Origin of the sequence: Roseibacillus persicicus, from assembly GCF_014651675.1 — a bacterium.
In the GTDB taxonomy this organism is placed as follows: domain Bacteria; phylum Verrucomicrobiota; class Verrucomicrobiia; order Verrucomicrobiales; family Akkermansiaceae; genus Roseibacillus; species Roseibacillus persicicus.
Genome location: NZ_BMXI01000059.1, coordinates 1 through 1,177 on the forward strand (window position 1 = coordinate 1; position 1,177 = coordinate 1,177).

At 51.6% G+C, this 1,177-nt stretch carries 1 protein-coding gene; it reads right to left on the bottom strand.

Annotation, left to right across the window (positions count from 1 at the left end):
* Positions 1-793: 793 nt before the first annotated feature.
* The coding region (locus IE099_RS20585; protein ID WP_229809631.1) for an integrase core domain-containing protein at positions 794-1,177 on the bottom strand (384 nt) is incomplete at its 5' end.

Sequence of the window (1,177 nt, forward strand, 5' to 3'; positions counted from 1 at the left end):
CGCAGCACCACAAATCCGACCGCGCTGGCGAGTTGAGGGATTGACGGGAGGAGGGAGCGTGATAGAACTAGTGAAAGCGCGCTGAGTCGGTCGGATTGGGTGTGCTGAAACGTTGGGCTTGGAATAGGCTCTAGAGATTCGGTTCTGTATGTTCTGTCGTGGCTTTGAACTATTTCGCCGAAGAGGAGCTCGTGCTCGATTGAACTGTTGCGGCTTTGGCTGTGGATAGGCTTGGAATCGAGGTTCTGTTTTGTTGGTGAATTCGACGATTTGACATGGTTGCGCAGTAGTGGCTGGCAGCAAACCAAACTAGAGCAGAAATTGGCGTTTGGGTTCGCGACTCAGGTTCTATTTTGTTGGCGTTCGGGTAGGATTTGACGAACCGTTGCTTGATGAGTTCTTCGAGGTCGCTTGGACAGAACTAGCCCAACAATGCGCAGCACCACAAATCCGACCGCGCTGGCGAGTTAGAGGATTGACGGGAGGAGTGAGCGTGGTAGAAGTAGTGAAAGCGCGCTGAGTCGGTCGGATTGGGTGTGCTGAGACGTTATCCAATATAAGCATTGCGGACATTGCAGTGTTTTGAATGGCGAGTTCGAGATGACGAATGCTCTACGACAAGATTTTGCGCGGTAGGCGAGGTCGGCGTATCGGTTCGGTGGCTGGCATTGCGCGGTGGGCGAGTTTGCAGTTGATGGATTCTGTGGCTGACAGTGGAGAAATTTGGCGAGTTCGAGGTGACAAAGGTTCTACTCGAAATGAGGTGCAACTGATTTCTGGACCAGTTTGTGGGTTAGTTTTGGTTGAAGAGAGTTTCGAATTTGGAGGGTGATTGGTATCCTAGAGAAGAGTGCTTTCGACGCGTGTTGTAGTAGCTTTCGATAAAGGTAAAAAGTTCGGTGCGGGCATCACAGTCTTCGATGAAGCAACCGTCTTGGAGCATTTCTCTTTTGAGCGTGCTCATGAAAGATTCCGTCCAAGCGTTGTCATAGGGATTTGCCCGACGCGACATGCTTTGAGTGATGCCTGCCTGCTGGAGGATATCGCGATAGGTCTTGCTCCCGTATTGGCTACCTCGATCACTGTGAAAAATGAGAGAGGAACCTTTTCGTTGCCGCGATACGAGCGCTTGGTTGAGAGCATCGCAAACGAGGTCGGCACGCATGTGGCTGGCCAA